The sequence below is a fragment of the Aliarcobacter cibarius genome (genome assembly GCF_013372265.1).
GTDB lineage: Bacteria > Campylobacterota > Campylobacteria > Campylobacterales > Arcobacteraceae > Aliarcobacter > Aliarcobacter cibarius.
The window spans coordinates 1,881,014-1,906,731 of record NZ_CP054051.1; the positions used below are offsets into that span (position 1 = coordinate 1,881,014).

26 protein-coding genes are annotated in these 25,718 nt (G+C 29.6%); 20 read left to right on the plus strand and 6 right to left on the minus strand.

Going from position 1 to position 25,718, the window contains the following annotated elements; translation table 11 throughout:
• Window positions 1–35 precede the first annotated feature (35 nt).
• The gene (gene trpS / locus ACBT_RS09475; protein ID WP_024774668.1) at window positions 36–1,001 is read left to right on the plus strand and encodes a tryptophan--tRNA ligase; all 966 of its coding nucleotides are present in this window, start codon (window positions 36–38) and stop codon (window positions 999–1,001) included.
• On the opposite strand, the gene ACBT_RS09480 is transcribed toward trpS, so the two are convergent.
• The 5 genes from ACBT_RS09480 to ACBT_RS09500 are packed head-to-tail and all read right to left on the minus strand — an operon-like array spanning window position 993 to window position 4,094.
• Window positions 993–1,865, minus strand: coding sequence for an SdiA-regulated domain-containing protein (locus ACBT_RS09480; protein ID WP_024774667.1), 873 nt, complete (start codon window positions 1,863–1,865; stop codon window positions 993–995). The genes trpS and ACBT_RS09480 overlap by 9 nt on opposite strands.
• Window positions 1,865–2,563 carry a class I SAM-dependent DNA methyltransferase gene (locus ACBT_RS09485; RefSeq protein ID WP_024774666.1) on the minus strand — a complete coding sequence of 233 codons (699 nt, stop codon included), beginning with the start codon at window positions 2,561–2,563 and terminating at the stop codon, window positions 1,865–1,867. Before ACBT_RS09485 ends, ACBT_RS09480 begins: the two co-directional genes overlap by 1 nt.
• Complete coding sequence (gene hisG, locus ACBT_RS09490) at window positions 2,563–3,171, minus strand: ATP phosphoribosyltransferase (RefSeq protein ID WP_024774665.1); 609 nt, start codon at window positions 3,169–3,171, stop codon at window positions 2,563–2,565. Before hisG ends, ACBT_RS09485 begins: the two co-directional genes overlap by 1 nt.
• Entirely contained in the window at window positions 3,149–3,775 is a 627-nt protein-coding gene (locus ACBT_RS09495; protein WP_024774664.1) for a type III pantothenate kinase, read from the minus strand. Before ACBT_RS09495 ends, hisG begins: the two co-directional genes overlap by 23 nt.
• The gene (locus ACBT_RS09500) at window positions 3,762–4,094 is read right to left on the minus strand and encodes a hypothetical protein (RefSeq protein WP_024774663.1); all 333 of its coding nucleotides are present in this window, start codon (window positions 4,092–4,094) and stop codon (window positions 3,762–3,764) included. The genes ACBT_RS09495 and ACBT_RS09500 overlap by 14 nt, the downstream gene beginning before the upstream one ends.
• A gap of 72 nt (window positions 4,095–4,166) precedes the next feature.
• On the opposite strand from ACBT_RS09500, the gene ACBT_RS09505 reads away from it, so the two are divergent.
• Window positions 4,167–4,931: a threonine/serine exporter family protein gene (locus tag ACBT_RS09505; RefSeq protein WP_034218450.1), complete on the plus strand. Its 765-nt coding sequence runs from the start codon at window positions 4,167–4,169 to the stop codon at window positions 4,929–4,931.
• Between the two features lie 7 nt (window positions 4,932–4,938).
• Window positions 4,939–5,406: a threonine/serine exporter family protein gene (locus tag ACBT_RS09510; protein WP_024774662.1), complete on the plus strand. Its 468-nt coding sequence runs from the start codon at window positions 4,939–4,941 to the stop codon at window positions 5,404–5,406.
• Here ACBT_RS09510 and ACBT_RS09515 read toward each other — a convergent pair.
• Window positions 5,403–7,217, minus strand: a complete 1,815-nt coding sequence (locus tag ACBT_RS09515; protein ID WP_024774661.1) for a menaquinone biosynthesis decarboxylase — start codon at window positions 7,215–7,217, stop codon at window positions 5,403–5,405. The two genes, ACBT_RS09510 and ACBT_RS09515, sit on opposite strands and share 4 nt — an antisense overlap.
• A gap of 236 nt (window positions 7,218–7,453) precedes the next feature.
• On the opposite strand from ACBT_RS09515, the gene ACBT_RS09520 reads away from it, so the two are divergent.
• The 17 genes from ACBT_RS09520 to ACBT_RS09600 all read left to right on the plus strand — a co-directional run bounded on the left by ACBT_RS09520 (window position 7,454) and on the right by ACBT_RS09600 (window position 25,663).
• On the plus strand, window positions 7,454–7,816 hold the full coding sequence (locus ACBT_RS09520; protein ID WP_024774660.1) for an NADH-quinone oxidoreductase subunit A: 363 nt from the start codon (window positions 7,454–7,456) through the stop codon (window positions 7,814–7,816).
• Window positions 7,807–8,322: an NADH-quinone oxidoreductase subunit B gene (locus tag ACBT_RS09525; RefSeq protein ID WP_024774659.1), complete on the plus strand. Its 516-nt coding sequence runs from the start codon at window positions 7,807–7,809 to the stop codon at window positions 8,320–8,322. Before ACBT_RS09520 ends, ACBT_RS09525 begins: the two co-directional genes overlap by 10 nt.
• Window positions 8,315–9,949 carry an NADH-quinone oxidoreductase subunit D gene (locus ACBT_RS09530; protein WP_024774658.1) on the plus strand — a complete coding sequence of 545 codons (1,635 nt, stop codon included), beginning with the start codon at window positions 8,315–8,317 and terminating at the stop codon, window positions 9,947–9,949. Before ACBT_RS09525 ends, ACBT_RS09530 begins: the two co-directional genes overlap by 8 nt.
• Window positions 9,949–10,434 (plus strand): NADH-quinone oxidoreductase subunit NuoE family protein, encoded by a 486-nt coding sequence (locus ACBT_RS09535; protein WP_024774657.1) that lies wholly within the window; start codon window positions 9,949–9,951, stop codon window positions 10,432–10,434. Before ACBT_RS09530 ends, ACBT_RS09535 begins: the two co-directional genes overlap by 1 nt.
• Window positions 10,424–11,674, plus strand: a complete 1,251-nt coding sequence (gene nuoF / locus ACBT_RS09540) for an NADH-quinone oxidoreductase subunit NuoF (protein WP_024774656.1) — start codon at window positions 10,424–10,426, stop codon at window positions 11,672–11,674. Before ACBT_RS09535 ends, nuoF begins: the two co-directional genes overlap by 11 nt.
• Window positions 11,675–11,703: 29 nt before the next feature.
• Complete coding sequence (locus tag ACBT_RS09545) at window positions 11,704–12,990, plus strand: citrate synthase (protein WP_024774655.1); 1,287 nt, start codon at window positions 11,704–11,706, stop codon at window positions 12,988–12,990.
• A gap of 31 nt (window positions 12,991–13,021) precedes the next feature.
• Complete coding sequence (locus tag ACBT_RS09550) at window positions 13,022–14,458, plus strand: 2Fe-2S iron-sulfur cluster-binding protein (protein WP_024774654.1); 1,437 nt, start codon at window positions 13,022–13,024, stop codon at window positions 14,456–14,458.
• Window positions 14,455–15,732 carry a complex I subunit 1/NuoH family protein gene (locus ACBT_RS09555; RefSeq protein WP_024774653.1) on the plus strand — a complete coding sequence of 426 codons (1,278 nt, stop codon included), beginning with the start codon at window positions 14,455–14,457 and terminating at the stop codon, window positions 15,730–15,732. Before ACBT_RS09550 ends, ACBT_RS09555 begins: the two co-directional genes overlap by 4 nt.
• Window position 15,733: 1 nt before the next feature.
• The gene (locus ACBT_RS09560) at window positions 15,734–16,234 is read left to right on the plus strand and encodes a NuoI/complex I 23 kDa subunit family protein (protein WP_024774652.1); all 501 of its coding nucleotides are present in this window, start codon (window positions 15,734–15,736) and stop codon (window positions 16,232–16,234) included.
• Complete coding sequence (locus ACBT_RS09565) at window positions 16,231–16,755, plus strand: NADH-quinone oxidoreductase subunit J family protein (RefSeq protein WP_228130280.1); 525 nt, start codon at window positions 16,231–16,233, stop codon at window positions 16,753–16,755. Before ACBT_RS09560 ends, ACBT_RS09565 begins: the two co-directional genes overlap by 4 nt.
• Before the next feature lie 2 nt (window positions 16,756–16,757).
• Window positions 16,758–17,072 carry an NADH-quinone oxidoreductase subunit NuoK gene (nuoK, locus tag ACBT_RS09570; RefSeq protein WP_024774650.1) on the plus strand — a complete coding sequence of 105 codons (315 nt, stop codon included), beginning with the start codon at window positions 16,758–16,760 and terminating at the stop codon, window positions 17,070–17,072.
• A complete protein-coding gene (nuoL, locus tag ACBT_RS09575) occupies window positions 17,069–18,955 on the plus strand; it encodes an NADH-quinone oxidoreductase subunit L (protein ID WP_024774649.1) in 1,887 nt (628 codons plus the stop codon). Before nuoK ends, nuoL begins: the two co-directional genes overlap by 4 nt.
• 1 nt (window position 18,956) lies before the next feature.
• Window positions 18,957–20,444 carry a complex I subunit 4 family protein gene (locus ACBT_RS09580; protein WP_024774648.1) on the plus strand — a complete coding sequence of 496 codons (1,488 nt, stop codon included), beginning with the start codon at window positions 18,957–18,959 and terminating at the stop codon, window positions 20,442–20,444.
• Window positions 20,441–21,961, plus strand: coding sequence for an NADH-quinone oxidoreductase subunit N (locus tag ACBT_RS09585; RefSeq protein WP_024774647.1), 1,521 nt, complete (start codon window positions 20,441–20,443; stop codon window positions 21,959–21,961). The genes ACBT_RS09580 and ACBT_RS09585 overlap by 4 nt, the downstream gene beginning before the upstream one ends.
• Before the next feature lie 185 nt (window positions 21,962–22,146).
• Entirely contained in the window at window positions 22,147–22,947 is an 801-nt protein-coding gene (locus ACBT_RS09590) for a fumarate reductase cytochrome b subunit (protein WP_024774646.1), read from the plus strand.
• Window positions 22,947–24,932: a fumarate reductase flavoprotein subunit gene (locus tag ACBT_RS09595; RefSeq protein WP_024774645.1), complete on the plus strand. Its 1,986-nt coding sequence runs from the start codon at window positions 22,947–22,949 to the stop codon at window positions 24,930–24,932. The genes ACBT_RS09590 and ACBT_RS09595 overlap by 1 nt, the downstream gene beginning before the upstream one ends.
• Window positions 24,932–25,663 carry a fumarate reductase iron-sulfur subunit gene (locus ACBT_RS09600; protein ID WP_024774644.1) on the plus strand — a complete coding sequence of 244 codons (732 nt, stop codon included), beginning with the start codon at window positions 24,932–24,934 and terminating at the stop codon, window positions 25,661–25,663. The genes ACBT_RS09595 and ACBT_RS09600 overlap by 1 nt, the downstream gene beginning before the upstream one ends.
• Window positions 25,664–25,718 lie beyond the last annotated feature (55 nt).

Genomic DNA, 25,718 nt, shown 5'->3' on the forward strand with positions numbered 1-25,718 from the left:
ATAATCCAAACAAAAAAAGATAGGAGATTTTGATTTTGAGAATTTTATCAGGAATTCAACCTTCAGGAACTATTCATATAGGAAACTATTTTGGAATGGTAAAAAAGATGATAGAGTCACAAAATGATGGTGAACTATTTGCTTTTATTGCTTCATACCATGCACTAACAAGTGTTAAAGATAAAGAATTTTTAGAAAAAAACTCTTATGAGGCAGCAATTAACTTTTTAGCTCTTGGTATGGACCCAGAAAAATCAACTTTTTGGATCCAACATGATGTAAAAGAGGTTTTAGAATTGTACTGGATTTTATCAAATCATACTTCTATGGGATTACTTGAAAGAGCACACTCATATAAAGACAAAACTGCAAGAGGATTAGTTGCTAGCCATGGTCTTTTTTCTTATCCCGTTTTAATGGCCGCAGATATTTTACTATTTGATTCAAATATAGTTCCTGTTGGAAAAGATCAAATTCAACATGTTGAAATGACAAGAGATATAGCAACTTCATTTAATCATGCATATAAAAAAGAGATACTTACTCTTCCTGTTGCAAAAGTAGATGAAGAAGTTGCAACAGTTCTTGGAACTGATGGTGCGAAAATGTCAAAATCATATAACAATACAATTGATATGTTTACAACTTCTAAACAAAGAAAAAAACAAGTTATGAGTATAGTAACTGATTCAAAAGAATTGGATGAGCCTAAAGAGTGGGAAAATTGTAATATCTATAATATTTCAAAACTATTTATGAATGAAGATGAATTAAAAGATTTACAAAAAAGATATATAACTCCTGGTGAAGGGTATGGACATTTCAAACTTACACTTCTTGAAAAAATAGAACAATATTTCAAGCCTTATGAAGAAAAAAGAGAATATTTTGCTGCAAATCCTAAAAAAGTAAGAGAAATTTTAGAATTTGGTGCACAAAAAGCAAGAAAAATTGCAAGTGAAAAAATAAAAGAAATTAGAGATATAGTAGGTTTAATTTAAAACCTTATCTCTTTTTATACTCAAAAATAAATTAGGTTCACCTACTATATAAATATTTCCCTCTTTATCTTTAGTTATTCCTTCTGGATTTGTCATTTGTGAAGATATTTTGTTGTTGCTTAAATCTAAATATTTACTAAAATCTATTTGTTCATCAACTCTTCCAAGAATTTTACTTTCATCACTTAAAATATAAAATCTTCTCATAACTTCATCATAATGTATTGCTGAAAAATCTGATAAATAAACATTATTAAACTCTAGTTCTTCTTTATCTTTTATTTTTATATTTGAATCTGTCATAAAACCTTTTATGGAGATTATTTTTTTAGGACTTCTCTCATTTACAATATAAAATTCATCTTCAACTTTATCATAACTTATACCTTCCAAACCAAAGTTTTCAAAATATCTATAATCAAGATTAAATTCTTTTAATGAATTTTCTCTATGAACAACTTTTGTATCATTATCTATTTCTACTATAAAAATAGAACTTAATTCTTCATCCAAAATAGCAAATATATTCTCTTTTATATATGTTATGTCTTCTGTATCTCTAAACCCTTTTAAATCTATTTTTCTTAAAACCTCTCCATTTTTATCTAATTCATAAATATCTCTTGGTGAATTAGTTATAACAAAAAGAGTATTGATATTCTCATTGAAGGTAATTCCTGAAAGATTATTTGGTATTTCTTCAATAACTTTAACCTTATAATTAAATTCTATATCATTAATTAAATTATCTTTCTGAGTATGAAAAATCCTAAATACCAACTTATCATCAATATCTGTATAATGAATTATAGAAAAAAGAAAAGGACAAAAAATTATAAAAAATAGTAAAAATTTCTTGTACATTAAATCTTTTTACAAATAAACATTTTTTTATCAGCTTTATTATTTGTATATAAAAAAAGATCTCTTTTTTCAACAATCTCAAAACCAACATTTTTTAGTATTTTTTCTAAATAATTAGTTTTATAATATTCTTGTGAAATCAAGCCTTCATTCTTTACAAATTTATTATCTTCTTCTTTTTCAAATAAGAAAAAATTTGTAATAAGCTTAGAATCAATGAAATCTGAATTTATAGCGATAAAACTATCTTCTAAATCAATATTTATACTTCCTTGAGCAATATTTTCAAAGGCAAAAAGTGTATTTATATCGAATAAAAAATATCCATTTTTATTTAAAAGAGAATAGATATTTTTAAAAAACTCTTCTATTTTTTGTTTTTCTACAAAATTCACAACATCAAAAATAGCAACAGTACAATCAAAAATTTGATCAATTTTTTTTAATTCTAAATTTTCTGCATTTAGGCTTTTGTCTTTACAAACCTTTATTTGTTCTAAACTATTATCAATTCCTAAATAGTTCAGCCCATTTATTCGTAAATTTTCTAAGAAGTAACCTCTACCACAACCAATATCTAAAATATTGTCTAAAGAGTTTTCCATTATAAATCTCATAAACTCTTTATGTAAAGTATATGTAGCCTCTTCTAAATCTAAATAAGGTTCTATTTTTGCATATAAATCTAAATTTTTCATTATAAATATTTTTCTATTCTATCTTTTAAATCAAATATTGCATCTTTTTTTGCATAAAAAGAGTTTTTATTTGCTATTAAATGTGCGCTACTCTGCATAATAGTAGGTCCAACTTCTAGTCCGTTTTGTTTCATAGTTTCACCAGTTTCAACTATATCAACAATACAATCACAAAGACCAACCAGTGGTGCTAACTCGATTGATCCATAAAGTTTGATAATCTCAACTGCCATTGCTTTTTCTTCAAAATATTTTTTTGTTATTTTTTCATGTTTTGTTGCAATTGTTATTTTACTTTTATCAAAATTCAAAGTTTCTCCAGCTCTGAGTCCAAAAGCAACTTTACATTTTCCTAATTTTAAATCCAAAAGTTTGATTAAATCGTACTCTTTTTCTTCTAATACATCAAGTCCAACAACACCCAAATCAGCGGCTCCATGCATTACATAAGTTGGTACATCTTGATTTCTTACATTTAAAAATTTAAAACCACTTTTTTGCAATATTAGTTTTCTATCTTCAAAAACAAACTTTTCACCAAAAGCTTTTTCAAATCTATCAAGAGTCTCATCAGCAATTCTTCCCTTAGGCAATGCAATCGTTAGCATCTATTATCCTTTTCATATTTTCAAATATTAAATCTTTTTTATATTGGCTATTTTTGAAAAATGAAGATAAAAATTCTCCATCTCCGCCTGTAAATATTATATTTTTATCTTTACAAATCTCTTTTATTGGTAAAATGATAGATTTAATCAAAGCGTATAAAATAGCATCTTTTGTTTGAAGCGGTATTTTATCTAAATTAATATTTTTTTCAAAATCTACTTTTAATTTTTCTGAAATATTTTCATAACTTTTTACAAAACTATTTATACCAAGAAGTATAAAACCACCCTTATGAACAGAGTTTTCAATAATATCAACCGTAATAGCACTTCCAGCATCAACTATAACTGCATTTTTTTGAAAACAACAAGCAACAGCTCTATCAATTCCCATGCCAATATAAGAAGTTTTAAAAGTTATAAAAGAACTTAAATCTTTTGCTTGAGGATTTTTTTCAAGTAGCTTAACTTTTGCTTTTTCATTTACACTTATATAAAAAATTTCTTCTTCAAAGCTTGGAATTTCATCATTTTTATAATAATTTTTTATTTCATCATTTATAAAAAATTTTGTACTTGTATTTCCAATATCACATAAAATCAACTCGGACGCTCCAACCATTTTCTTTTAAAAATTCTTTTGCTTTTGAGCACATTGGGCTTTTTATTAAAAGCTCTTTTACTTTAAAATTATGTCCAACAAAACTTGATAAATTATTTGATAAATCAATTAAATCTTCTGCACTTTTTCTTATAAATCTACTTTTTGAATCAAAAATAAAAATTGCATAATATTTTAAATCTATTGTTGTTCCAATAAAAATCTCTATTTTTTTTCTACTATTAATATCTTTTGGTAAAATCTCTTTAAAATCTTTAAATAGTATATTTTTTTTTGAAAAGTACTCTGTAATTTCTTTCATTTATATCCTTAAAAGCTTTATTATAACAAACTTTTGTATAATTACAAAAATATAACTCTATCAAGAAATGAAATGAAAAATTTAAGCTACGAAGAACAATCAATAATCACAAGAGGTATCATAAAAGCGGCTGTGTTAATGAGTGAATATGGTGCTGAAAGTATTTTAATAGAACAAACTGCACAAAGATTAGGTAAAGCTTTGGGTGCTAATAGTGTAGAACTTTCACTCATTCCTTCAGCAATAGTTTTAACAACTCTGTACAACGATCAATCAGTTACTACAACAAGAAGAGTTCATCACAAACCTATTAATATGAGTATAGTTTGTGAAATTCAGAAAATAGTTTTAAAAATGGAAAAAAATGACCATGATATAAATTATTTATACACAATTTTAAAAAACATTGAACCAAACTACTATAATCGCTGGTTAGTTGTAATAATGGTAGGACTTGCTTGTAGTAGCTTTGCCTATTTACAAGGTGGTGATTTATTATCATTGGTAACTACATTTGCAGCTTCAAGTATTGCTATGTTTACTAGACAAGAACTCGCAAAGCGAAGATTTGTGATGATTATTACTTTTGGAATAACCGCATTTGTTGCAACTTTAATTGCTGGAATATCAAAAATGTACGGTTTTAGCTCTACTCCAAATATTGCACTTGCAGCCAGTATTTTATTATTAGCACCTGGATTTGCGTTTGTAAACTCTTTTCTAGATTCTTTTAAAGGTTATATGATGATGGGTTGGGGACGTTGGATGGAAGGAAGTATTCTTACACTTGCAACGTCAGTTGGAGTTATTTTTGCTATTGCACTTTTAAAAATTTGAGGTTAACATGGAATTAATTTTAAAACTTGTTATTGAAGGTATTTTTGCTAGTTTTGCCTCTTTAGGATTTGGCATGGTTTTTAATGTCCCTAAATATACATTAAAATATTGTGCACTAGGTGGAGCAATAGTTTATGATTTAAGAACTATATTTTTAAGTTTAGATTTTGGAATAGAAATATCAACATTTTTTGCATCAGCAATTATAGGAATAATTGCTCTTTATTGGTCAAGAAAATATAAAATTCCAAGACCTGTATATACAGTTGCTTCGATTATTCCTATTCTTCCAGGAACATATGCATTTAGTGCCATGATATCTTTAATAGATATAAATAGATACGGAATAAATCCTGAATTAATTGAAATATTTATTCACAATGGTTTAAAATCTGTTTCCATTTTATTTGCTATTACTTTTGGGCTTGTTCTTCCATCTTTATACTTTTTAAGATTGAACAGACCAGTTATTTAATATAACTGGTGTGTTTTTATAAATTCATCATCAATATCTATAATTTTTCTACTTCTTAAAGAATCAATAACCTCTTTTGTGCAATTTACATCACCAGGCCATCTTCTACTAAAGTTATCAAAACTATTTTTATTTGTACCATCAAGACAAAGTGTATTACCTTCTATAAATAAATCCCTATTTGAATCAATATTATTTGTAACTCTCCAAATTAACATATATGGATTTTCTAAATCATTTGCTTTTTCATCAACAATTACTAAAATTTTAATATGAGGAAATAGAGGTTTTAAATCTTCAAAGATATATTTTTGAGATCTTTTTTTATCTACACTAATAACACAAATCGGATTTTTTGTATCTTTATAATATTGTTTAAGACTTCTTATTTCATTCGTAATATTTTGCATTTTATTTAAAAGTTCTGTATCTTCAAGTAAAGTAATACCTAATTCTTGAATTTCATCTCCAGTACAGTCAAGTCCAAGTTTTCCACCAACAGCAAATTTAGGACTAGAGTGATCTAAATGATCAACTACTCCTTTTGTTACTAAAATATCTTCAATATTTATTCTATTTAATATATATCTTATTATCTCATCATGAGAAGTTAGCTTAGGAGCATCATTATTTACAAAAATAGCATGTTTTACAAAACTCATTTGCCCTACTCCCCAAAATGCATGCATCATTTGATTTGCATGTCCTGGATAAAAACTATTTATTTTTGCCAAGATAAGATTATGATAAACACCATTTTCCGGCATATAATAATCTATCAAATCAGGTGCAGTTGTTTTTAAAAGTGGTAAAAATATTCTCTCTGTTGCATACCCCATATATTTATCTTCTAAAGGTGGTTTCCCAACAACTGTTGCTAGAAATACAGGATCTTTTTTAGATGTAATTGCACTAACTTCCATAAAAGGAAACTCTTCTTCTAAAGTATAATAACCTGTATGATCTCCAAAAGGTCCTTCGATTTTTAACTTACTAGTATCAACGAAACCTTCTATAATGTAATCATTATCTTCTGGAACCCAAATATCATTTGTAATAGATTTAACAAGACGTGCTGGAGAATTTTTTACAAATCCATATAACATAAGTTCAAAAACACCAATTGGAAGAGGTGCTTGTCCACACCAAATATACATAGGATCTCCACCAATACCTATACTTACTGGCATTTTTTTGCCAGCTTTTTTATATTCATGGAAAAAATGATTACTATCTTTGTGTATTTGCCAATGCATTCCTAGAGTATTATCAGGAAAAACTTGGAGTCTATACATACCAAGATTTTTTAACTCCCCATTTAAACTTTGTGTATAAACTTGTCCCATAGTAATAAATGGTCCACCATCTTCTTCCCAAGTTGTAATAACTGGTAAATCACTAAGCTTTGCATCATTTCCTAATTTTATAACTTCTTGGCACTCACCTTTTCCTTTTAATTTTTTAGGAATTGTATTTTTTAATGAAAACAACTTACCAAAAGTTGATAACTTCTCACTAAAAGTAACTGGTGGTTTTAATTTTAATAAAGATTCTATCTCTGCTGCTATTTTATTACCATCTCCGATAAATAATTTTACAGCTTCCTCATTACAAAAAACATTCATTAAAACTGGTTCTTTAAATTTCTTATTATTTTTTTTATCTACTACATTTGTAAAAAGAACTGCTTTTGAATCTGGTCTTTTTACCTCAACATAAGCCACATGAGGAACTTCAAGATTTATGTCAAGTTCATCATCAATAATTTTTAAAAGATTGTGTTTTTTTAATAGTTCTATTGCTTTTTTCATAATATTCCTAAAATATATTTTATTGATAGGATTTTATATCATTTTATGCTTTAAGATAAACTAAGTAAAAATAAAATAATTTTTATAAATTAATTTTTAAGCTTATATAAAAATAAGTATTACTTTTTTTCTCATTATATTTTACAAATATGCATTAATTGACCTATAAACTTTGCTTAAAATTTAAAATAAGATACAATCTCCTTTAGTTTAAAATTTACTCATGAGGAAAAAAGATGTCAACTGAGTTAATCCTAGCTTCTACTATTTTCATCGCAATTGGTGTAGTTTTATCTCTGTTCTTTGTCTCAACTAAGCATATTGGGCCAAATAACAAAGACTCTATTATTAAAAATTCTGTCTACGAAAGTGGGGTTACAAACCCAATTGGTACTACAAAAATAAGATTTTCTATTAAATTTTATTTAGTTGCTATATCATTCTTACTGTTTGACGTTGAGTTAGTATATATGTTTCCTTGGGCTATAAATGTTGTAGAACTAGGATATATGGGACTAGTAAAAATGTTCATCTTTATGGGATTATTATTTGCTGGATTAATCTATATCTATAAGAAAAAGGCTTTATTATGGGATTAGGAATTGAATCAAGTTTAGGTGACAGCATACTAACAACAAAGCTTGATGCTGCTGTAAATTGGGGAAGATCTTATTCTCTTTGGCCAATGGCATTCGGAACTGCGTGTTGTGGTATTGAATTTATGGCAGTTGCTGCATCAAGATATGATGTTTCAAGATTTGGAGCTGAAGTTGTAAGATTTTCTCCAAGACAGGCAGATTTACTTATAGTTGCAGGAACAATTTCATACAAACAAGCTCCTATTTTAAAAAAAATATATGAACAAATGTGTGAACCAAAATGGGTTATTTCTATGGGTGCATGTGCTTGTAGTGGTGGTTTTTATGACAACTATGCAACAGTTCAAGGAATCGATGAAATAATTCCTGTAGATGAATATGTAGCTGGTTGTCCTCCAAGACCAGAAGCTGTTCTTGATGCTATTATGAGAATTCAAGAAAAAGCAAAAAATGAATCAATTATAAAAGATAGAGTAAAAGAGTATAAAGGATTTTTAGATGCTTAAATGTGATTTATTAATTGATTCAAAAGATTTAAGAGAGACTATTCTTAGATTAAAAAAAGATGAGGATTATACAATCCTTTTAGATATTGCTGGAATTGATTACTTAAAATTTCCAGATACTACTCCTTCAAGATTTGCACTTGTTTATGTTTTAAGAAGTTCTGATTTTAAAAAAGAAATTACTGTAAAAACTTTTGTAAGTGATGAAACTCTAAGCTTAGATTCAATTTATGATATATTTGCTTCAGCTAACTGGGCTGAAAGAGAAGCTTATGATCAATATGGAATCAAATTTTTAAATCATCCAAACTTAAAAAGAGTTTTAAATCACAAACAATTTATTGGTCATCCTTTAAGAAAAGATTACACTATTACAAAAGGACAAATTTGTACAGAAACAGATGATTTAATGGATGAAATGGCTCCATTACTTGAATCTAAAGGTTACACAAAAGAAGAGATAGAAGACTTAATGCTTTTAAATGTTGGGCCATCTCACCCTGCTTCTCACGGAACAATTAGAAACTTTGTGGCAATGGAAGGAGAAACAATTACTGCTTGTGTAACAGAAATTGGTTATCTACATAGAGGTTTCGAAAAAGCTTGTGAACACCACACATATTCTCAAGTAATTCCATATACAGATAGATTAAATTACTGTAGTGCCATACTAAATAACATTGGTTGGGCTAAAGCAATTGAAGAGATGTTAAATATTGAAATAACTCCTAGAGCAAAAATGATTAGAGTTGTTATTGGAGAACTAAGTAGAATCATTGACCACTTCGTTTGTAACGCAGCTAATATGGTTGACTTAGGTGGACTTACAAGCCTTTGGTACTTATTTGGAGCAAGAGATCAAGCTTATGATTTATTATCAAAACTAACAGGTGCTAGACTTACAAATACTTACACAAGAATTGGTGGTTTAGAGTTTGATTTATATGATGGATTTGCTGAAGATTTAGAAGAGGTTCTAAAAACTGCAGAAAAAAGTATAGATGATGTATTATCTTTAATTGCTCATAACAGAATTTATCAAGACAGAACTCAAGATGTTGGAGTTATAAAACCTGATTTTGCTTTAGCAAATGGTATCTCAGGACCAAATTTAAGAGCAGCTGGAGTTGCTCATGATTTAAGAAAAGATAAGCCATATTATGGATATGAAAATTTTGATTTTGATGTAGTAATAGGTAGTCATGGTGATGTTTATGACAGAATGATGTGTAGGTTTGAAGAGTCAATTCAATCTATCAAAATTATTAGACAGGCTATGAAAAATATGCCAGAAGGTCCTATTAATATATATGCACCAAATGTTGTACTACCTTTGAAAAAAGATGTTTATGGAAATATTGAAGGTTTAATGAACCAATTTAAACTTACTTTTGAAGGTATTATTGTGCCAAAAGGTGAATATTATAGTTCAACTGAAGCTGCAAATGGGGAATTAGGATTCTTTACTGTAAGTGATGGAAGTGGAAGACCATACAGAGTAAAATGTAGACCACCATGTTTTTATTCACTTGCAGCATATTCAAAAATAGTTGAAGGAACAATGCTTGCAGATGCTGTTATCACAATGGCTAGTTTGAATTTTATTGCTGGGGAGTTTGATAGATAATGAGTAGTTTTAGTTACACACCAGAAAATGAAGCAAAATTCCAAGAATACGCTTCAAGATATCCAAAAATTGACTCTTGTATGTTACCAGCTCTTTGGTTAGTACAAGAACAAGAAGGTTGGGTTAGTCCAGAAGCTATGGTTTACGTAGCACAAAAAGTTCAAAAAAGTCCTATGCAAGTTTATGAAGTAGCAACTTTTTATACAATGTTCAATTTAAAACCAAAAGGTAAATATCATATTGAACTATGTAAAACAGTATCTTGCATGCTTATGGGAGCAAAAGAGCTTAAAAAGTATATAAAAGACACTTTAGGATTAGAGCCTGGGGAAACAAGTGCTGATGGTCTTTTTACATTTAGTGAAGTTGAATGTCAAGGTGCATGTGGAGATGCTCCAATGATTGCATTAAATAATGTTTATCATGGAAAATTAACAAAAGAAAAACTGGAAAAAATAATTTGGGAGTGTAAAAATGGTAACTAAAATAGTAAGTAAAAATTTTGACATCCCAAATTCTCATAAACTTGAAGTTGCTCTTAGTAATGGAAGATATTCGTCAATAGATAAACTTTTTACTATGAAACCTGAAGAAGTAACTGCCGAAGTCACAAAGTCAGGACTTAGAGGAAAAGGTGGTGGAGGAGCTGCTTGTGGACCTAAATGGGAACTTATGCCACCAGTTGATGGACGTCCAAGATATTTAATAGTAAATGGAGATGAAAGTGAACCAGGAACTTTTAAAGATAGACAAATTTTCCAGTATGACCCACATCTTTTAATTGAAGGAATTATCTGTACTTGCTGGGCTATACAAGCAAATCATGCTTATATTTATATAAGAGGTGAATATAAATTTTTCATTGATAGATTAAATGAAGCTATCCAAGAAGCTTACAAAGCAAAAATAATTGGTGATAAAATCATGGATAAATATGATTTTAAAGTCGATATTACTGTTCATAGAGGTGGTGGTGCATATATTTGTGGTGAAAAATCAGCGTTAATTGAATCTCTTGAAGGTAAAAGAGGACACCCAAGACTTAAACCACATGGAAAAGAGTGTGAATGGTTTTATGATAATCCAGCAACAGTAAATAATGTTGAGACAATATCTTCAGTACCAAATATTGTTGAAAATGGTGCCGAAGGTTACACAAAATATGGTACAGAAAAATCTCCAGGAACTATGCTTTTTGCTATTTCAGGACCTGTTAAAAATCCAGGTGTTTATGAGATGGAATATGGAAATAAAATGATAGATTTTTTAAATGTTCTTGGTGGAGGAATGCTTGAAGGTAAAAAATTAAAAGCAATAATTCCAGGAGGAACATCTTGCCCAATATTAACAGCAGCTGAAGTTGAAAAGGCTGTTTTAGATTATGAATCAATGTGGGATATTGGTTCGACTTTAGGTACAGGAGGGATGATAGTAATAGATCAAGATACGTCAATGGTAGATGTAGCTAAAAATATTATAGAGTTTTATCACCACGAATCATGTGGGCAATGCACACCTTGTAGGGAAGGTTGTGGATGGATTGATAAAATTTTAGAAAAAGTTTTAAATAAAGAAGCACAAAAGAAAGATTTACAAACTATTCTTGATGTGTGTGATACTATGAATGGAAAAACTGTATGTGTTTTTGCACCAGCTGTAAAAGATATTATTGCTAGTATAGTGCAAAAATTTCCCGAAGAGTTCGAAACATATTTACAAAAATAAATTTAAATTAATAACAAAGGATATAAAAAATGGCAAAAAATACAATGACTTTTACTGACAATAGAAATGGTAAGGCATACGAATATAATATTATTGATGGTACAAGAGGACCAAGTGTTGTTGATATTTCAACTTTTTATAAAGATTCTGGAATGTTTACATTTGACCCAGGTTATACTTCGACTGCAGCTTGTGAATCAAAAATTACATTTATTGATGGTGAAAATTCAGAATTAAAATATAGAGGTATTGATATTGCTGATTTAGCTGGAAAACACTCTTTTTTAGATGTTTCTTACTTATTAATGAACGGTGAACTTCCAACAGCTGAAGTTTCTAAAAATTTAGATTTAGAAATTAGACATAGATCTTTTGTTGATGAAGGAATCATAAGACTTTTTGATGCATTACCAGATAGAGCTCATCCAATGGCAACTATGGGAGCTGCAACTATGGCACTTTCAGCTTACTATAAAGATCACTTACATTTAGAAGATGAAGAAGCATTCAAAACTATGCAAAATAGAATTCTTGCAAAAATGCCTACAATTGCTGCAATGGCATATAGAAATTCAATTGGAACTCCACTAATTTATCCAGATGTTGATAGATATTTCACTGAAAACTTCTTATATATGTTAAGAGCTTACCCAGGTGGAAAAATGAAACATTTGGCTGATGGTTCAAATCAAGAAATTACTCAAATTGAAGTTGATGCATTAGATGCAATTTTCACTTTACATGCAGACCATGAACAAAATGCTTCTACAACAACTGTAAGAAATGTTGGTTCAACTCAAGCTCACCCTTATGTTGCTATTGCTTCTGGTATCTCTGCTTTATGGGGATCAGCTCACGGTGGAGCAAATGAAAAAGTTATGGATCAATTAAAAATGATTGGTGATGTTAAAAATGTTCCTTCTTATATAGCAAAAGCTAAAGATAAAAATGATCCATTTAGATTAATGGGATTCGGTCACAGAGTTTATAAAAATAGAGATCCAAGAGCTGAAACATTAAAAGGTTTACAAGATAAATTAAGAGAATCTTTAAATCTAGATTCAAAACTTTTAGATATTGCTAAAGCAGTTGAAGAAGCAGCATTAAGTGATAATTATTTTAAAGAAAGAGGATTATATCCAAATATTGACTTCTATTCAGGAGTAATTTTAACAGCTCTTAAAATTCCAGTTGAAATGTTTACACCAATATTTGTTATTGGAAGAACTCCAGGATGGATTGCACAATGGGCAGAGTTAAAAAGAGATCCAAAACATAAAATTGCTAGACCAAGACAATTATATACAGGTAAATAATAGATTAAAATATTCAAAAGGGGATATGCTTATGGCCGAAACAGTTAGTATTACGATTAATGGTATTCAATTTCAAGCAAAAAAAGGTAGTTTGTTAATTGATAAATTAATAGATGAAAATATTCATATTCCCCATTTTTGTTATCACCAAGCACTGGGGAAAGATGGAAATTGTAGAATGTGTATGGTTGAAATCGATGGTCAGAAAAGACCTCAAATTGCATGTGACACACCTATAAAAGATGGAATGATTGTACGAACAAAAGGTGAAAAGATTGAAAAAGTAAGAAAAGACATCTTAGAACTTGAACTAATTAATCATCCAATTGATTGTCCGACTTGTGACCAAGCTGGTGAGTGTAAACTACAAGATTACTATATGGAATCTGGGTTTTACGCGTCAAGAGTAAATCTTGATGCTAAAAATGAAGCTAGAAAAAGAGTTGATTTAGGCTCAAATGTAATGCTTGATGAAGAAAGATGTGTTTTATGTCTTAGATGTGTAAGATTTTGTAAAGACATTACAAAAACTGCAGAGTTAGGTGTAGTTTCAAGAACAGATCACTCTACAATTGGGACATTCCCTGGTAGACCTCTAAATAATCCTTATGCTATGAATGTAGTTGATTTATGCCCTGTTGGAGCATTAACAAGTAAAGACTTTAGATTTAAACAAAGAGTTTGGTTTTTACAAAGTTTTGAAGCTATTTGTAATGGCTGTTCAAAAGGTTGTAACATAAGTATAGATCATAGAAAAGAAAAATATAAAGATGATATGATTTACAGATTTAGACCTAGAACAAACAAAGCAGTAAATGGATGGTTCATTTGTGATTATGGAAGATTATCACATCATAATGAATCAACAAACAGATTTGAAACTGCGTTAATAGATAAAAATGAAACAAATCTTTCTAACGCTATTATCAATATCTTCAAAGAATTGTCATCTTCTCAAAATATATTAATACTTTTAAGTCCTAATTTATCTTATGAAGAGATAGTAAATGTAAAAACATTGGCAAGCAAATTAAATATAAAAGTTAGTGGCTATTCTCCAAATACTTTTGATGAATCTTTTGCTGATGAGTGGTTAAAAAAAGCTGATAAATCTGCAAATAGAACATCATTTAAAGAACTTGAAATTGATGAATCAAAAGAGTTCTTTGAAAAATCTTTAAATGAAGCTAAAACTGTTTTTATAGTAGAAAATAGTTATTTTGAAGAGAATTTAAAATTGATAGAAAATAAAAAAGTAATATCACTATTTTCACATCACTGTTTAACTATTGGAAATTCAAATATTGCTGTTCCTGTTGCTTCATTTTATGAAAAAAGTGGAACTTATATAAACTGTGATGGAATTAAACAAAAAGTTGTTTCAAAAATTGAGAAAAATAATCCTATGCCTACAATCACAACAATAATTGAAGATATAAAATCAATGATTGAAAAAGGAACTATATGAGCAATTTAGTTATAATTATAGTAAATATTGCCCTGTCTGTTATATTAGCTGTCGGCTTAACACCTCTTTGGGTATGGTGGGAGAGAAGAATAGCTGGTTTTATTCAAGATAGAAGCGGACCAAATAGATGTAATATTGGTGTATTTAGACTTGGTGGACTAATTCAAAGTATAGCTGATATGCTAAAACTTATATTTAAAGAGGATTTTGTTCCTTCACATATTAAAAATAAATTCTTTTTTGCAATTGCTCCAGTAATAGTATTTTTTTGCTCTTTTTTAACTTTTGCAGTTATTCCTTATGCTGATGTTTTTGTTTACGATGGAACTTCACATACGATGCAAGCTATTCCAAATCATCTTGGAATTATGTGGTTTATTGCATTTGCGGGTCTTAGTGTATATGGTATTATCTTAGGTGGTTATTCATCTGGAAATAAATATGGTCTTTTAGGTTCTATTAGAGCCTCAGCACAAGTTATATCATATGAAGTTGCTATGGGATTAGCAATTATCTCTATGATTATATCATATGGTTCAATTCATTTAACAGATATGGTAAATGCACAAGCTGGAACTTATCTTGGTGTTATTCCAATGTGGGGTGTATTTATTCAACCAATCGCAGCAATTATATTCATAGTTTGTGCTTTTGCAGAAACAAATAGAGCACCTTTTGACTTAGCAGAAGGTGAAAGTGAGATTGTTGCAGGATATCACACTGAGTATAGTGCTATGAAGTTTGGTCTTTTCCAAGTTGGTGAATATGCAGCAATGAGTGCTTCAAGTGCTATTATTGTTACTCTATTCTTTGGTGGTTATCAAATACCATGGATGGATACAGCAACTATTAAAGCCAACATCAATTACGTTATTTTAGCTATATTAATAGTACTTCCAATTTTAGTATATTTATTTACAGGTTGGATGAAAAAAAATAACAAAGCAATTGGTAACGACAAAAGTAGAGAAAAAGAGACAAAAATTTTAACTGTTACATTTTGGGCATTAGCAATTGGTATTTCTGCTTTATTAATATCTTTCTTAACAACTGGTTTAGGAGAGAATGGTATCAATATTGTAACTGCTGCTTTACAAATAGGAACTTTTTTAATTAAGTTTTTTATGATGGCATTCGTTTTTATGTGGGTTAGATGGACAGTTTTAAGATTTAGATATGACCAACTACAAATGTTAGGATGGAAAATTTTAATACCACTAGCATTATTAAATATTGTTGTAACTGCAATATTTGTAGTTGTAAAAGGAAGTTAATATGGCAATAAAAGTAGTACCAAGATACGGAAAATCATTTAAAGACAAGTTATATCTTCCAGCAATTGCTGGAGGTATGAAAACAACTTTCAAGCATTTCTTTAAAAATCTAAGAGATGTTGAAAGTTTAAATACTTTACAATATCCAGAAGTTCAACCAACAGACATAACAGAAAGATACAGAGGAGTACATAGACTTACTAAGCACGATGATGGAACTGAAAAATGTGTTGCCTGCTTTATGTGTGCAACTGCATGTCCTGCGGAATGTATTTTTATTGAAGCTGAAGAGAGATTTGATGGTGTTGATGAAAAAAGACCAAAAGAGTTTAAAATTGATCTTTTAGAGTGTGTTTTCTGTGGATATTGTGTTGAAGCTTGTCCATGTGATGCAATAAGAATGGATACTGGAATTTTTTCATTTACAGCTTCAAGTAGAGAAGAGTTTGTACTAGATAAAAAAGCTCTTATGAAAAATGAGAGATCAAAGGATTTTGAATGATAGCAAATATTATTTTTTTAGCTCTTGCTTTTTTTGCAATAAGTGGTGCAATAGCAATGATTGTTTATAAAAATCCTATGTTTAGTGCATTAGGTGTTTTAATTTCAATGCTAAGTGTTGCGGGAATGTTTGCACTTTTAAATGCAACTTTTCTATTTTTAATACAAATAATAGTTTATGCTGGTGCGATTATGACTCTTATTTTATTCATTCTAATGTTTTTGAACATAAATGAAGAAGATTTACCAAATGAGCCACATAAATATAGATTGATTACTATTAGTGCAATTATTATGCTTCCTCTAAATATTTTAGTTTTAAAAGCTGTATCCCTACTACCTGAAAAAGATTTATCACCACTTGAAACAACTTTTGGAGATTTAAAACCACTTGGAATTACACTGTATGATAACTGGATTGTTGCAGTTGAATTAATATCTATACTTCTTTTAATAGCCCTAGTAGGTTCAGTAGTACTTGCTAAAAAAAGAAAAACTAAAATTATAGATAAGGAGGACTAAAAATGATATCACTTACTTCTTATGCCTTTGTTTCAATGATGCTTTTTTCTATTGGAGCGATTGGAGTAATTGCAAGAAAAAATATCTTTGTAATTTATATGTCAATAGAAATGATGCTAAATGGAATAAATCTTTTTTTAGTAACATTTGCTAGATACCATTTTAATATAGATCCACAAATTATAACTATTATTGTAATATCTATTGCTGCTGCTGAAGCTGCGATTTTTTTATCTGTAATTATTCTTTTATTTAGATCTAAAAAATCTTTAGATACTGATTTATTCACATCTCTTGCACAAGGAGAGAAAAAATGAGTACAAATTTACTTATTTGGATAATATTGTCTCCATTAATTGGTGCAATTTTAAATGGTGCTTTATATTTTTACAATATTAAAAAAAGAAATATTGGTGAATTACCTTTTGCAATTGTAGGAACACTAACTCCTTTAATATCTTTTTTAATAACTCTGTCTTTATTCTTAAAAATGATAGAAGAAAAAATAATATTTAAACAACATATTTTTACTTGGTTAAATATATCAAGCTTAAATGTTGATATGGCATTTTTAGGTGATAACTTAGCTATTTTTATGTCAATGTTTGTAACTTTTGTTGGTTGGTTAATTCATATTTATGCTGTTGGTTATATGAAAGGTGATGAAGGATTTGGTAAATTCTTTGCTTACTTTAACCTTTTTCTAGCATCTATGCTTATTCTTGTTTTAGCTGATAATCCTGTAATTTTATTTATTGGATGGGAAGGTGTTGGAGTTTGTTCATACCTTTTAATTAAGTTCTATTATGGAGACAAAAATAATGTTCTTGCTGCCAATAAAGCGTTTATTGTAAATAGAGTTGGAGATTTTGGATTTTTATTAGGAATTGCAACTCTATTTTTTGCTTTAGGACAAGTTGATTTATCTTTCTCTTCAATTGAAGCAAATTTAGGAAATACAACAAATGGTTGGTTACTTCTAGCTGGGTTCTTACTTTTTGTAGGAGCTATGGGAAAATCAGCACAAATTCCTTTATATACATGGCTTCCTGATGCAATGGCTGGACCAACACCTATTTCAGCATTAATTCACGCAGCTACAATGGTTACTGCTGGGGTTTATATGGTTGCAAGATTTCACTTTTTATATAGTGGAATTGAAGAAATAGGTACATTTATAGCTTATATTGGTGCTTTCTCTGCACTACTTGCAGCTATTATTGCAACAAGACAAACTGATATTAAAAAAATACTTGCTTATTCAACTATGAGTCAACTTGGTTATATGTTTATCGCTGTTGGATTAGGTTTTTATTCAACAGGATTATTCCATGTATTTACACATGCTTTCTTCAAAGCAATGTTATTCATGGGAGCTGGTGGAGTAATATTGGCAATTCACCATGAACAAAATATATTTAACATAGCAAAACATAGAGCAAGCCTTCCAATAATTTCAACTACATTCTTAATCGGTGTTATAGCAATTTCAGGAATACCTCCATTTTCTGGATTCTTCTCTAAAGATGCTATTTTAGCAGCTGCATTTCAAGAAGGACATTATTTAATATATGGTATTGCACTATTTACTGCTTTCTTAACAGCATTTTATATGTTTAGATTATACTTTATAGTATTTGTAACACCAAATCACCATAAGAAAGAATATGTTTATACAAGTATGACAATTACTATACCTTTGCTAATACTTGCTATTGGTGCTATTGGTGCAGGATTTTTAAACTTCCCATCAATTTTTGGAGGAAGTCATATGGTTGATAGTTTTCTTGGAAACTTAAACTCTAAAACAATAACTATTTCACATAACACAGAGTATATTTTAATGGCTCTTTCAGTTCTTGTTGCATCATTAGGAATTTTTGTTGCTTACAAAAAATATGCTAATTTTGATTTAGAAAAACCTGAACTAGAAGTTGGATTTATTGGAAGAAAACTGTATGTTGATGAACTTTATGATTTAATCTTTGTTAGAGGATTAAAATCTATATCTAAACTTTTTGACAAAGTTATCGACGATAAAATTATTGATGATACAATCATGAGAATATCGACTGGCTTTGTAAATGTAGGTAAAAGAGTTGCAACTATTCAAAATGCAAATGTAAGATTTTATGCTGTATTCATGCTTTTAGGTATGACTTTTGCCTTTATTTACCTATATATTTCATTAGGATTGTAATATGAATCAACTAATACTTTCATTTATTATATTTTTACCAGCTATCGTGGCTTTGGGATTAATGATAACAACAAAAGAGGTAAAGACAGTTAGAAATATCTCTTTTGTTACAACAACTGTTGTTTTAGCTTTAGCTTTAAAACTTTTTATGGATTATGAAGCTAATTCTTCAATGCAATTTGTTGTAAATACTCCTTGGATAGAAAGCTATGGAATAAATTACTATTTAGGACTTGATGGTTTCTCATTAACTATTCTTATGATGATTGCAATTTTAATTCCTTCTTCATACCTGTTCCTTTGGGAAAAAGAGAACAAGTCATATTTTATTAATATGCTTTTAGTTCAAACAGGAGTTACAGGTGCTTTATTGTCTTTAGACATTGTTCTGTTTTATTTCTTCTGGGAACTTATGCTTATTCCAATTTTCTTAATGATTGGTATGTATGGAAGTGGAGATAAAGTAGCTACAACTTTAAAAGTAACTATTTATACAATGGCGGGTTCATTATTTATGTTACTTGCAATTTTCTATCTTGGAATGAGCTACTTTAATGAGTTTGGTTCTTGGTCTTTTGCTTACAACGATTTAGCAAAAATAACTTCTTTAGATTCATCTACTAAAATGTGGTTATTTTTAGCATTTTTATTTGCTTTTGCAATTAAAATTCCGTTATTCCCTGTACACACTTGGATTATGGCAACATATAAAAATGCTCCAACAGGTGCTGTATTTATTTTATCTTCAATTATGGCAAAACTTGGAATTTATGCTGTAATTAGATTCTTAATACCTATATTTCCTGAAGAAGTAGCTTTATATTCAACAGAACTTGTAGCAGTTGGAATTTTTGGAATGATATATTTTGGAGTTGCTGCTTTAACACAAGAAGATGTTAAAAGAATGTTTGCATACTCTTCTGCATCTCACTTAAGTTTTATTGCAGCTGGGGTATTTTCTTTAACAAGTTATGGTTTAAATGGTGCTTTATATTTAATAATGGCTCACGCAATTGCAACAGGTGCACTATTTTTATTAGTTGGTAATATTCAAGACCAAACTGGAACTAAAAAAATTAAAGAGTTAGGGGGTATCGCTAAAAAAGCACCTATTCTGACATTTATTTTTGCAATTATGCTATTTTCAAATGTTGGACTACCAGGTACAAGTGGTTTCGTTTCAGAATTTTTAATTATCTTTGGTGTATTCCAATTTAATATTTATCTTGGAATTATTGCAGCTCTTTCTGTTATTATTGGAGCTTCTTATATGCTTTGGATGTTTCAAAGAGCTATTTTACAAGATAGAGATGAATCTCTTGGTGAATTAAAAATGAAAGATTTAAAAATAAAAGAAATTTTAGCTTTAACTCCATGGATAGTTTTAATATTTGTTATGGGATTTTTTCCAGATATTTTCACAAATATCTATGAGCCAACTGTAAGCTCATATTTACAAAACATTTTACAAATTGGAGCAACAAAATGAATGAATTTATTTTAATTCTACCAACTTTAATAGTTTTAGTTGGGGCATTAGTACTTATGCTTTTAAGTATGTATGAAAAAATCTCTACAAAAACTAATATTGTTGCTACATCTTTATTTTTAGTTTTAGCTTTGGTATTTTCTTTAATCAATATAAGTTCAAGTTATTCAGTTCAGGCTTATGAAGGTTTTTTACATAACGTTTTAACATTTGATTCATTCTCAAATTTCTTCAACACAATACTAATTCTTGGAACACTTTTAACTGTTCTTATTGGTGAGAGTTATTTTAGAAATAGAGATTATTTTAAAGGTGAATTTTTCAGTTTAATTTTATTTGCTCTTTTTGGAATGATGATATTAACACAATCAAATGAATTAATTACTGCATTTATTGCTTTAGAAATTGCATCTTTTGCAGTTTACATTATGGTTGGATTTAATCAAGACAATTCAAAAAGAATTGAAGCATTATTTAAATATTTAGTTTTAGGAGCTTTTGTTGGAGCTTTCTTCCTTTTAGGATTAGTTTTAGTATATGGAGCTGTTGTTTCAACAAGTTTTACTGATATAAAAGTTTATATTGATAATGCAAGTGTAAATGATTTAGTTTTAGTTTATATTGGTTTAACTCTAATATTGTTTACCTTTCTATTCAAAATTGCAGCATTCCCATTTCAATCATGGTTGCTTGACGTTTATCAGGGTGCTCCAATGATTGTAACTGCATTTATGGCATCTACGTTTAAGATCTCTATTTTTGCATTTTTCCTTAGATTGATTATTGATACAATTTCACCAATCTTTGATTTCTGGGATGGTTTGTTAACTATTGTTGTTTTAGTAACTTTAGTTATAGGAACATGGCTTGCAATTACTCAAGAAAAAGTAAAAAGAATGTTAGCTGCTTCATCAATAGTTCATACAGGTTATATCCTTATGGCGTTTGTTGCACTAACATATGAAAATACTCAAATTGCTAACATTGATGTATCACATTCAATAATGTTCTATTTATTAGCTTACATGTTAGCTGCATTAGGTTCATTTGGTTTAATCTCTCAAATAAACTCAAAATCTGTAATTAGAGTTACATTTAGTGACTTTAATGGTTTAGCTAAACAAAGACCTTTTTATGCTCTGATGCTAACTATTTTCCTTTTATCACTTGCAGGAATTCCTGGAACTATAGGATTTATAGGGAAACTTTATGTATTTACTGAAACAATTAAAGCAGGTTACATTTTAATAGCTATTCTTGCAATTATTGCTACAATAATTTCAATTTATTACTATTTTAGACTTATTGCTGCTATGTATTTTTATGATGCTAAAGATGAATGTGAAATTCAAAATTTCAATGAAAAAAATATATCAAATTATGCTGTTGCATTTATAGCAATTGCTACAGTAATTGGAGGAATTGGAAGCGCTATTATATTCTTTATTCCAACGTTAAGTATTGATACAATTACTAATCTAACAAATATAGCTATACAGTCACTATTTATAAAATAGTTGTTTAAAAACGAAACAACTACTAATACTAAAAAGTACCGTAAATCCCCACTTGGGGATTGAGTGTAACTTTTCTACCACTATACATTAACAAAAAGTAAATATACCATCTATCATTGAAGAAACTTTAAACTATTATTTTGCTATGATTTTGTGAAATCTAAAATCGCAAGAAAGGATAGCAAATGAGTGACCTAATAGAGGGTTATTTAGGAAAAACAACAGAAGGGAAAAAGAGTAGGCTTCCAGCTAAACTAGACTTTGTTCAAAGTTTTACGGGTGGTTTTCTAGCTCTATTTATGTGGGCACATATGATGCTTGTTGCATCAATTTTAGTGTCAAAAGATTTTATGTATCAAGTTACAAAATTATTAGAGGGTAGTTTTATATTTGAAGGTGGAAATCCACTTCTAGTATCTATTACTGCTATAGTTATTTTTGTTATTTTTATAGTTCATGCTGCATTAGGAATGAGAAAATTACCAGGTAACTTTAAACAATACCAAGTAATTAAAGCTCACTCAAAAAGTATGGGTCATGATGATACAAAACTTTGGTTTACACAAGCATTTACAGGTTTTGCAATGTTCTTCTTAGGTTCAGTGCATTTATATGTAATTATGACACATCCAGATCAAATTGGACCATACGAAAGTTCTGCTAGAGTTTGGGATGAATATATGTGGCCTCTATATATTTTACTTTTATTGGCTGTTGAATTCCATGGAACAATAGGTTTATACAGACTTTGTGTTAAATGGGGATGGTTCGATGGTGAAAACCCAAGAGAAACTAGAAAAACTCTTAAAAAATTAAAATGGGCATTAACTGTGTTCTTCTTAGTTTTAGGATTTGCTTCTCTTGCAGCTTATATGAAAATCGGTTATGAAAACTCTAAAAATAATATTCCTAGAGACTCATTCCAACCATCTGCACATATTATGAATTATGATTTAAAAACTAAAAATGTTGGAGGAATCGCATAATGAAAATTAATTACTGTGATGCATTAGTTATTGGTGGAGGACTTGCAGGATTAAGAGCTGCTGTTGCTGCACAAAAAAAAGGTTTAAGTACAATAGTTTTATCACTAGTTCCTGTTAAAAGATCTCATAGTGCAGCTGCTCAAGGTGGTATGCAAGCATCTTTAGGTAACTCTAAAATGTCTGATGGAGATAACGAAGATTTACACTTTGCAGATACTGTAAAAGGTAGTGACTGGGGATGTGATCAAGAAGTAGCGAGAATGTTCGTTCACACTGCTCCAAAAGCTATTAGAGAACTTGCATCTTGGGGGGTTCCTTGGTCAAGAGTTGAAGCAGGAACAAGAGAAGCCGTTATTAATGCTAAAAAAACAACTATTACTGAAGATGAAGATAGACATGGTTTAATTACATCAAGAGACTTTGGTGGTACTAAAAAATGGAGAACATGTTATACAGCTGATGCAACAGGTCATACAATGCTATTTGGTGTTGCGAATGAAGCTTTAAAACACAATGTTGATATCAGAGATAGAAAAGAAGCTTTAAGCTTAATTCATGAAAATGGAAGATGTTATGGAGCTGTTGTAAGAGATTTAATAACTGGAGAACTAGAAGCTTATGTTGCAAAAGGTACATGTATTGCAACTGGTGGTTACGGAAGAATCTTTAAACAAACTACAAATGCTGTTATTTGTGAAGGAACAGGTGCTGCTATTGCACTTGAAACTGGAATTGCGACTTTAGGAAATATGGAAGCTGTTCAATTTCACCCAACTCCAATCGTACCATCAGGTATTTTATTAACTGAAGGTTGTAGAGGGGATGGAGGAATTTTAAGAGACGTTGATGGTCACAGATTTATGCCTGATTATGAGCCAGAGAAAAAAGAACTTGCATCAAGAGACGTTGTTTCTAGAAGAATGATTGAGCATATTAGAAATGGTAAAGGAGTTCCTTCTCCTTATGGATACCACGTATGGTTAGATATCTCTATTCTTGGTAGAGAACACATTGAGAAAAACTTAAGAGATGTTCAAGAAATTTGTCAAATCTTCAACGGAATTGATCCAGCAGATGAAGGTCCAAAAGGTTGGGCTCCAGTTCTTCCAATGCAACACTACTCTATGGGTGGAATTAGAACAAAAGCAACTGGTGAATCACAAAAATTAGCAGGTTTATTTGCTTGTGGTGAAGCTGCATGTTGGGATATGCATGGATTTAACAGACTTGGAGGAAACTCTGTTTCTGAAACAGTTGTTGCTGGTATGATTATTGGTAACTATTTTGCTGATTATTGTTTAGCAAATGATGTAACAATTCCAACATCTACAGTTCAAAAATTCTTAGATGAGCAAGAAGCATACATTGATGAAATTTTATCTTATAACGGTTCTGAAGACATCTTCAAAATCAAAAATAGAATGAAAGAACTAATGGATGAAAAGGTTGGTATTTTTAGAAGTGGTGAGCCATTAAAAGAAGCTGTTGAAGAGTTAAAAGATCTTTTAGCAAAAACTAAAAAAATCAATGTTAAATCTAAAGAAAGAGCTGGAAATCCAGAACTTGAAGAAGCATATAGAGTTCCAAAAATGTTAAAAGTTGCTTTATGTGTTGCTAAAGGTGCAAGAGAGAGAACTGAATCAAGAGGTGCTCACTATAGAGAAGATTATTTAATGAGAGATGATAAAAACTGGTTAAATAGAACTCTTACTTCATGGCCAAATAAAGATGCTTTAGAACCTGAAATTACTTATGAACCATTAGATATTATGAAAATGGAAATGCCTCCAGCATTTAGAGGTTATGGAGCTAAAGGTATGATTATAGAGCATGATGATTCAGCAGTTAGACAAGCTCAAGTTGATGAAATCACAGAAAAAATGCAAGCTGAAGGTAAAGATAGACATGAAATTCAACATGCATTAATGCCATTTAGTTTACCTATGAACTACAAAGAGAAAAACGAAAGAGCAGGAGATAAATAATGAGTATGCAAAAAGGTAGAGAAATTACAATTTCAGTTCTTAAATATAATCCTAGAAGTAAGGTTTCAAAACCTCACTTTGTAGAATACAAACTAGAAGAGACACCAGGTATGACTCTTTTTATTGCGTTAAACCTAATAAGAGAAAACTATGACGCTGATTTATCTTTTGACTTCGTATGTAGAGCTGGAATTTGCGGAAGTTGTGGTATGATGGTTAATGGTAAACCTGCTCTTGCTTGTAGAACTCTTATTGCAAACTATCCAACAGGAAAACTTCAATTAATGCCTATGCCTGCATTTGAATTAATTAAAGACTTATCAGTAAATACTGGTAAATGGATGGATGGAATGAGTAAAAGAGTTGAATCTTGGATTCATTCAAATGAAGAAGTTGATATTTCAAAAATGGAACAAAGAGTTGATCCAAAAGTTGCAAATGATACATTCGAACTTGATAGATGTATTGAGTGTGGTATTTGTGTTGCTTCTTGTGGAACAATGTTAATGAGACCAAAATTTGTTGGACCAGTTGGATTAAATAGAGTTGCAAGATTTGATATAGATCCACATGACAACAGAACAGCTGAAGATTTCTATGAATTAATCGGTGATGATGATGGAGTATTTGGTTGTATGTCATTAATGGCATGTGAAGACCATTGTCCAAAACATTTACCATTACAAAACAAAATTGCTTACTTAAGAAGAAAATTAGTAGCACTTAGATAATAATTTATGAAGGTTTATCCTTCATAAATATTAAATATAGAAAAAGTTAAATATC

Bases quoted from the DNA above. Each gene is read 5' to 3' on its own strand.
- ACBT_RS09480 (WP_024774667.1), bottom strand. From the start codon at position 1,865: ATGTACAAGAAATTTTTACTATTTTTTATAATTTTTTGTCCTTTTCTT.
- ACBT_RS09485 (WP_024774666.1), bottom strand. From the start codon at position 2,563: ATGAAAAATTTAGATTTATATGCAAAAATAGAACCTTATTTAGATTTA.
- hisG (WP_024774665.1), bottom strand. From the start codon at position 3,171: ATGCTAACGATTGCATTGCCTAAGGGAAGAATTGCTGATGAGACTCTT.
- ACBT_RS09500 (WP_024774663.1), bottom strand. From the start codon at position 4,094: ATGAAAGAAATTACAGAGTACTTTTCAAAAAAAAATATACTATTTAAA.
- ACBT_RS09505 (WP_034218450.1), top strand. From the start codon at position 4,167: ATGAAAAATTTAAGCTACGAAGAACAATCAATAATCACAAGAGGTATC.
- ACBT_RS09510 (WP_024774662.1), top strand. From the start codon at position 4,939: ATGGAATTAATTTTAAAACTTGTTATTGAAGGTATTTTTGCTAGTTTT.
- ACBT_RS09515 (WP_024774661.1), bottom strand. From the start codon at position 7,217: ATGAAAAAAGCAATAGAACTATTAAAAAAACACAATCTTTTAAAAATT.
- ACBT_RS09520 (WP_024774660.1), top strand. From the start codon at position 7,454: ATGTCAACTGAGTTAATCCTAGCTTCTACTATTTTCATCGCAATTGGT.
- ACBT_RS09525 (WP_024774659.1), top strand. From the start codon at position 7,807: ATGGGATTAGGAATTGAATCAAGTTTAGGTGACAGCATACTAACAACA.
- ACBT_RS09530 (WP_024774658.1), top strand. From the start codon at position 8,315: ATGCTTAAATGTGATTTATTAATTGATTCAAAAGATTTAAGAGAGACT.
- ACBT_RS09535 (WP_024774657.1), top strand. From the start codon at position 9,949: ATGAGTAGTTTTAGTTACACACCAGAAAATGAAGCAAAATTCCAAGAA.
- nuoF (WP_024774656.1), top strand. From the start codon at position 10,424: ATGGTAACTAAAATAGTAAGTAAAAATTTTGACATCCCAAATTCTCAT.
- ACBT_RS09545 (WP_024774655.1), top strand. From the start codon at position 11,704: ATGGCAAAAAATACAATGACTTTTACTGACAATAGAAATGGTAAGGCA.
- ACBT_RS09550 (WP_024774654.1), top strand. From the start codon at position 13,022: ATGGCCGAAACAGTTAGTATTACGATTAATGGTATTCAATTTCAAGCA.
- ACBT_RS09555 (WP_024774653.1), top strand. From the start codon at position 14,455: ATGAGCAATTTAGTTATAATTATAGTAAATATTGCCCTGTCTGTTATA.
- ACBT_RS09560 (WP_024774652.1), top strand. From the start codon at position 15,734: ATGGCAATAAAAGTAGTACCAAGATACGGAAAATCATTTAAAGACAAG.
- ACBT_RS09565 (WP_228130280.1), top strand. From the start codon at position 16,231: ATGATAGCAAATATTATTTTTTTAGCTCTTGCTTTTTTTGCAATAAGT.
- nuoK (WP_024774650.1), top strand. From the start codon at position 16,758: ATGATATCACTTACTTCTTATGCCTTTGTTTCAATGATGCTTTTTTCT.
- nuoL (WP_024774649.1), top strand. From the start codon at position 17,069: ATGAGTACAAATTTACTTATTTGGATAATATTGTCTCCATTAATTGGT.
- ACBT_RS09580 (WP_024774648.1), top strand. From the start codon at position 18,957: ATGAATCAACTAATACTTTCATTTATTATATTTTTACCAGCTATCGTG.
- ACBT_RS09585 (WP_024774647.1), top strand. From the start codon at position 20,441: ATGAATGAATTTATTTTAATTCTACCAACTTTAATAGTTTTAGTTGGG.
- ACBT_RS09590 (WP_024774646.1), top strand. From the start codon at position 22,147: ATGAGTGACCTAATAGAGGGTTATTTAGGAAAAACAACAGAAGGGAAA.
- ACBT_RS09595 (WP_024774645.1), top strand. From the start codon at position 22,947: ATGAAAATTAATTACTGTGATGCATTAGTTATTGGTGGAGGACTTGCA.
- ACBT_RS09600 (WP_024774644.1), top strand. From the start codon at position 24,932: ATGAGTATGCAAAAAGGTAGAGAAATTACAATTTCAGTTCTTAAATAT.